This is a genomic window from Actinosynnema sp. NPDC023658 (assembly GCF_040639995.1).
Lineage (GTDB): Bacteria > Actinomycetota > Actinomycetes > Mycobacteriales > Pseudonocardiaceae > Actinosynnema.
Genome location: NZ_JBFAAX010000340.1, coordinates 1 through 6,262 on the forward strand (window position 1 = coordinate 1; position 6,262 = coordinate 6,262).

The following is a 6,262-nucleotide window of genomic DNA, read 5'->3' on the forward strand; positions in this document are numbered from 1 at the left end:
CGCCGTAGCCGAGGACCAGCGCCGGGCGGCGTCCGCTGCGGGCCGCCAGCCGGGCCGCGGGCAGGGCGAACAGCGCCGCGCCGAGCACCGCGGCGGTCTGCGCCATCCCGCCCACCGCGTCGGAGTCCGCGAGGACGGACGCGATGAGCGTGCTCACCGCCAGGCCGATGGTGACGCCGGCCGCGCCGAGGACCTGGCTCACCGCCAACACCCGCAAGACCCTGCGCTGCACGACGTGGACCACGGTCATGATCTTTGACCCTGCCAGGGGGAGACCACCCCTACCAGCCACCGTCCGGGTTTCAGGTGCCCGGCTGGACCGCACTCTCGAAGAAGTCCGCGACCTGGTCCGCGGTCAGCTCCTCGCCGCCGCTCCTGGTCACGATGCCGAGCAGCGGCAGGTCGTCCGCGGTGAACACGAGCAGCCCCAGCCCGCCGTCGGCGGCGGCCCGGTACTTGCCGGTGAGGCCGTTGCCCGCCCACTGGGCCTCGACCATGTCCGTCTTGAGCGACCGCACGACGGCCTCGGCGCCGTGCTGCGCGCCGATGACCGTCTCGGTGAGGACGTACTGCACCGAGTAGTCGTCCTTCACCGCGCAGCTGACCACGGTGCCCTTGATGCCGTTGACGCCGCCCACGCCGGGCGTGCCGCCCGCCTTGCAGGTGCTGGTGTCCGGGATGGTGCCCGCGAGCAGGCGCAGGCACCGGGTGAAGCCCTTGTCGTCCAGCTGGGTGTCGTTCTTGCACTCCTGCGCGTCGGGCACGTCCGTGCCGTTCAACGCGAAGATCCCGCCGAGCACGGCCAGCACGAGCACCACGGCCGCGCCCGCGGCGATCAGGAGGGTCCGCTTGGGCTTGCGCTCCGGCTCGGGCTGCGCGTGCGGGCTGACGGTCGGGAAGTTGAACTGCTGCGGCCCGGTCTGCGGGTAGACCTGGTACGGCCCGCTGGCGCTCGGGTTGACCTGGTAGGCGCCGCTGCCGTGCGGGTTCACCTGGTACGCGCCGCTGGTGCCCGGGTTGACCTGGTACGGGCCGCTGACCGCCGGGTTGGGCTGGTACGGGCCGGAGGCGGTCGGGGTCACCGGCTTGGTGACGACCGTGTCCGGCTCCTTGGGCCTGGTCAGGTCCTGGGACCGCGGCGTGACGCCGTTCTTGGGCACGTGGTGCGCGCCCAGGGCGACCGCGGTCTCCGGCTGGTCCAGGCTCGTCGGCACGATCCTCACCTGCTCGGCGATCATGGCCGCGACCAGCGGCACCCGGCTGGCGCCGCCGACCAGGTAGATGCCCGCGAGCTGGTTGGGCGCCATGCCGGTGGAGCGGATCGTGGACTCCAGCAGCTCCACGCTGCGCATCAGGCTCGGCCGGACCAGCGCCTCCAGGTCCGAGCGGTTGACCAGCACGTCCTCGAACGGCTCCGGCATCGGCACCTCGGTGTGCGCGTGCCGCGACAGCGACTCCTTGGCCGCCCGCACGTCCTCCTGCAGCGTGCGGCGGGCCCGGCGGTCGGCCGTGGACTCCGGGCGCAGCAGCCGCTGCCAGGCCGCCGGGTCGCGGTGCGACACCTGCCTGCCGACGTGCTCCAGCAGCGCCTGGTCGATGTCCAGGCCGCCCAGGTCCTGCAGGCCGTCCTCGGCCAGCACGGTGAAGCCGCTCTGGGTGGCGCCGACGATGGCCACGTCGAACGTGCCCGCGCCCAGGTCGTACACCGCGAGCGCCTGGCCCACGGACAGCGAGGCGTAGTGGGAGGCGGCGGCGACCGGTTCGGGGACGAGCACGATCTCGGCGGCCACGCCCGCGAGGCGGGCCGCGGACAGCAGCACGTTGCGGCGCGTCGCGCCCCACTGCGCGGGGTGGGTGAGGCGGACCTCGTCCAGCGGCTCGCCGCCCAGCTGGCGGGTGGTCTCCTCCAGGACGCGGCGCAGCACGGCGGCCAGCGCGTCGGTGACGGGCACCACGTTGTCACCCAGCAGCAGCACGCCATCGTCGACGCGGCGCTTGGGGTTGGGCTCGAAGCGGGCCGGGTCGAGGCGGGCGCGGCGCTCGGCGTCACGGCCGACGACCAGCGTGCCGTCCTCCTCGCAGTAGACGGCCGACGGCATGGTGGCCGAGCCGTCCACCTCCACGACCCGGGGCGGCCTGCCGTGCGCGGCGAGCACCGCGACGGTGTTGGAAGTGCCCAGGTCGACGGACAGGACGCGCACGATCCACCCCTTTGATGTGAACGGGGTGATCGTGCCACAGCCGGAAATTGTCGGACCGCTGGTTCAGGATGGTGTGGTGGACGTCCTGGACCGCTTCTCCCCCGCGACCCGGCAGTGGTTCGCCGGGGCCTTCGCCGCGCCCACCGCCGCGCAGGCCGGAGCGTGGGAGGCGGCGGCCGAGGGCGAGCACGCGCTGGTCATCGCGCCCACGGGGTCCGGCAAGACGCTGGCGGCGTTCCTGTGGGCGCTGGACCGGCTGGCGTCCGCGCCGAAGCCCGCCGAGCCGAAGCGGCGGTGCCGGGTGCTGTACGTGTCGCCGCTGAAGGCGCTGGCGGTGGACGTGGAGCGCAACCTGCGGGCCCCTCTGGCGGGCATCCGGCAGGCCTCGCACCGGCTGTCGCTGCCGGAGCCGGACATCACGGTCGGCATGCGCACCGGCGACACGCCCGCGGACGCGCGGCGGGCGTTCGCCCGGACACCGCCGGACGTGCTGGTCACCACACCGGAGTCGTTGTTCCTGATCCTCACGTCGGCGGCGCGGGAGTCGCTGCGCGGGGTGGAGACGGTGATCGTCGACGAGGTGCACGCGGTGGCGGGCGCCAAGCGCGGCGCCCACCTCGCGCTGTCCCTGGAGCGGCTGGACGCGCTGCTGGAGCGGCCCGCCCAGCGCATCGGGCTGTCCGCGACGGTCCGGCCGGTCGAGGAGGTGAGCACGTTCCTCGCCGGCGGGCGGCCGGTGCGGGTCGTGCAGCCGAAGGCGGCGAAGACGATCGAGGTGCGGGTCGAGGTGCCGGTCGAGGACATGTCGGTGCTCGGCCAGCCGACCGGCGAGGTGTCCGGTTCGGCGGCGGGCGCGGAGCAGCGGGCGTCGATCTGGCCGTCGGTGGAGCAGCGGATCATGGAGCTGGTCCGGCAGCACCGGTCGACCATCGTGTTCGCCAACTCCCGCAGGTTGGCCGAACGGCTCACCGCGCGGCTCAACGAGCTGGCCGAGGAGGCCGCGGAGCTGGAGCGGGTCCCCGCCGGGGAGCTCCCGGCGGAGGGGTTCCCGGACGACGGGCCCCCGGCCGCGCGGTCGGCCGACGACGGTTTTCCGGTCGGGAGGCTCGCCGACGAGGGCTTTTCCGGCAGGCGATCCCCCGAGGAGGGCTTTTCCCGCGGGAAGTCCCCCGACGAGGACTTTCCCGGCGGGCGGTTCGCGGCCGAGGCGCCCGGCCAGTCCGGCGTCACCACCCAGCGCACCGCCACGATCGCCCGCGCGCACCACGGCTCCATGTCGCGCGAGCAGCGGGTGGTGGTCGAGGAGGAGCTGAAGTCCGGCCGGCTGCCGTGCGTGGTGGCGACGTCGTCGCTGGAGCTGGGCATCGACATGGGCGCGGTCGACCTGGTGGTGCAGGTGGAGGCCCCGCCCACGGTGGCGTCCGGGTTGCAGCGCGTCGGCCGCGCCGGGCACCAGGTGGGCGCCGTGTCGCGCGGGGTGATGTTCCCGAAGTTCCGGGGCGACCTGGTGTCGTGCGCGGTGGTGGCCGAGCGGATGCGGGACGGCGCGATCGAGGCCGTGCGGTACCCGCGCAACCCGCTGGACGTGCTCGCGCAGCACGTCGTGGCCATGGTGGCGATGGAGACGTGGACGGTCGAGGCGCTGGCCGGGCTGGTGCGGCGGGCCGCGCCGTTCGCCGCGCTGCCGGAGTCGGCGTTGCAGGCGGTGCTCGACATGCTCGCGGGCCGGTACCCGAGCGAGGAGTTCGGTGAGCTGCGGCCCCGGATCACCTGGGACCGGATCGGCGGCGAGCTGCGCGGCAGGCCCGGTTCGCAGCGGCTGGCGGTGACCTCCGGCGGCACGATCCCCGACCGCGGCCTGTTCGCGGTGATGACCCCGCCGTCCGAGCGCGGTCCCGGCTCCCGGGTCGGTGAGCTGGACGAGGAGATGGTCTACGAGTCGCGGGTGGGCGACACGTTCCTGCTGGGCACGTCGTCGTGGCGGGTCGAGGACATCACCCACGACCGGGTGATCGTGGTGCCCGCGCCGGGTCAGCCCGCGCGGATGCCGTTCTGGAAGGGCGACGCGCCGGGTCGTCCGCTGGAGCTGGGTCGGGCGCTGGGGAAGTTCCTGCGCGAGGTGTCCACCATGGACGACGGGCAGGCCGCGGAGCGGACGGCGGCGGCCGGGCTGGACGCGTGGGCCACGTCGAACCTGCTGGCCTACCTGGGCGAGCAGCGGGAGGCGACCAGGCACGTGCCCAACGACCGGGTCGTGCTCGTCGAGCGGTTCCGCGACGAGCTGGGCGACTGGCGGTTGGTGGTGCACTCGCCGTTCGGGGCGCAGGTCAACGCGCCGTGGGCGTTGGCGATCGCGGCCCGGCTGCGGGAGCGGCGCGGCATCGAGGTGCAGGCGGCGCACTCCGACGACGGCATCGTGATCCGGCTGCCGGACGCGGTCGACCTGGACGGCGCGCAGGTGGTGGCGGGCGCGGACGACGTGCTGCTCGACCCGGAGGAGGTCGAGCAGGTCGTGGTGGCCGAGGTGGGCGGGTCGGCGGTGTTCGCGGCCCGGTTCCGGGAGTGCGCGGCGCGGTCGCTGCTGCTGCCCAGGCGTGACCCGCGCCGGCGCACGCCGCTGTGGCAGCAGCGGCAGCGGGCGGCGCAGCTGCTGTCGGTGGCGGCGAAGTACGAGAGCTTCCCGGTCGTGCTGGAGGCGATGCGCGAGGTCCTCCAGGACGTCTACGACGTGCCCGGCCTGCGCGAGCTGATGACCGACATCCGGGCGCGGCGGGTGCGCGTGGTGGAGGTGGAGACGCCGTCGCCGTCGCCGTTCGCGCGCAGCCTGCTGTTCGGGTACGTCGGGATGTTCCTGTACGAGGCGGACGCGCCGCTGGCCGAGCGGCGGGCGGCGGCGTTGTCGCTGGACTCGGCGCTGCTGGCCGAGCTGCTGGGCTCCGAGGCGATCCGGGAGCTGCTCGACCCGGAGGTGGTCGAGGAGGTCGAGCGCAACCTGCAACGCCTGGCGCCGGACCGGCACGCCCGTGACGCGGAGGGTGCGGCGGACCTGCTGCGGTTCCTCGGTGACCTGTCGGAGGCCGAGGCGCTGGCCCGGGGCGTGCGGCCGGAATGGCTCGACGACCTGGTGGCGCAGCGGCGGGCGATCCGGGTGCGCATCGCGGGCGAGGACCGGGTGCTCGCGATCGAGGACGCGGGCCGGGTCCGCGACGCGTTGGGCGTGGCGCTGCCGGTGGGCGTGCCTGAGGTGTTCACCGAGCCGGTGGCCGACCCGCTGGGCGACCTGCTGTCGCGGTACGCGCGCACGCACGGCCCGTTCCCGGCGATGGAGGCGGCGGAGCGGTTCGGGCTGGGCGTGGCCGTGGTCACGGGGGTGCTGGAGCGGATGGCCGCCACCGGGCGGTTGGTGCGCGGCGAGCTCCGCCCCGGTGGGACGCACACCGAGTACTGCGACGCGGAGGTGCTGCGGCGGTTGCGGCGGGCGTCGCTGGCGCGGCTGCGGGCCGAGGTCGAGCCGGTGGAGCCCGCCGCGCTGGGCCGGTTCCTGCCGGGCTGGCACGGGGTGGGTCGGCGGCTGCGGTCCGCGCCGACGGTGGACGACGTGTACTCGGTGGTCGAGCAGCTGGCCGGTGCGCCGCTGCCCGCGAGCGCGGTGGAGTCGCTGGTGCTGCCCGCGCGGCTGCCCGGCTACAGCCCCGCGCTGCTGGACGAGCTGACCGCGTCCGGCGAGGTGACGTGGACCGGTTGCGGTTCGCTGGCGGGCGGTGACGGGTGGATCGCGCTGGCGCCGACCGACGTGGCCGACCTGCTGCTGCCGGACCTGGTGCCGGAGGCCATGCCGGACTCGTCGCTGCACACCGCCGTGATCGAGGCCTTGGGCGGTGGGGCGCTGTTCTTCCGGCAGGTGGTCGACCGGGTGTCGTTGCAGGGCCCGACGACGGACGGCGAGGTCGTCGGCGCGCTGTGGGACCTGGTGTGGGCGGGCGTGGTCACCAACGACACGTTGGCGCCGCTGCGGGCGTTGGTGGCGGGCGGCGGCACGGCGCACAAGCCGCGGCGGGCCG

General features: G+C 74.9%; 2 protein-coding genes and 1 pseudogene. 1 reads left to right on the plus strand and 2 read right to left on the minus strand.

The features are described 5' to 3' along the window. A pseudogene (locus tag AB0G02_RS25820) lies at positions 1-250 on the minus strand (MFS transporter); the annotation flags it as partial. Between the two features lie 52 nt (positions 251-302). Next, on the minus strand, positions 303-2,201 hold the full coding sequence (locus AB0G02_RS25825; RefSeq protein ID WP_360798264.1) for an Hsp70 family protein: 1,899 nt from the start codon (positions 2,199-2,201) through the stop codon (positions 303-305). A 73-nt stretch (positions 2,202-2,274) separates the two neighbouring features. On the opposite strand from AB0G02_RS25825, the gene AB0G02_RS25830 reads away from it, so the two are divergent. Continuing rightward, positions 2,275-6,262 (plus strand): DEAD/DEAH box helicase (locus tag AB0G02_RS25830; protein WP_360798266.1); only part of this gene is annotated, 3,988 nt, incomplete at its 3' end.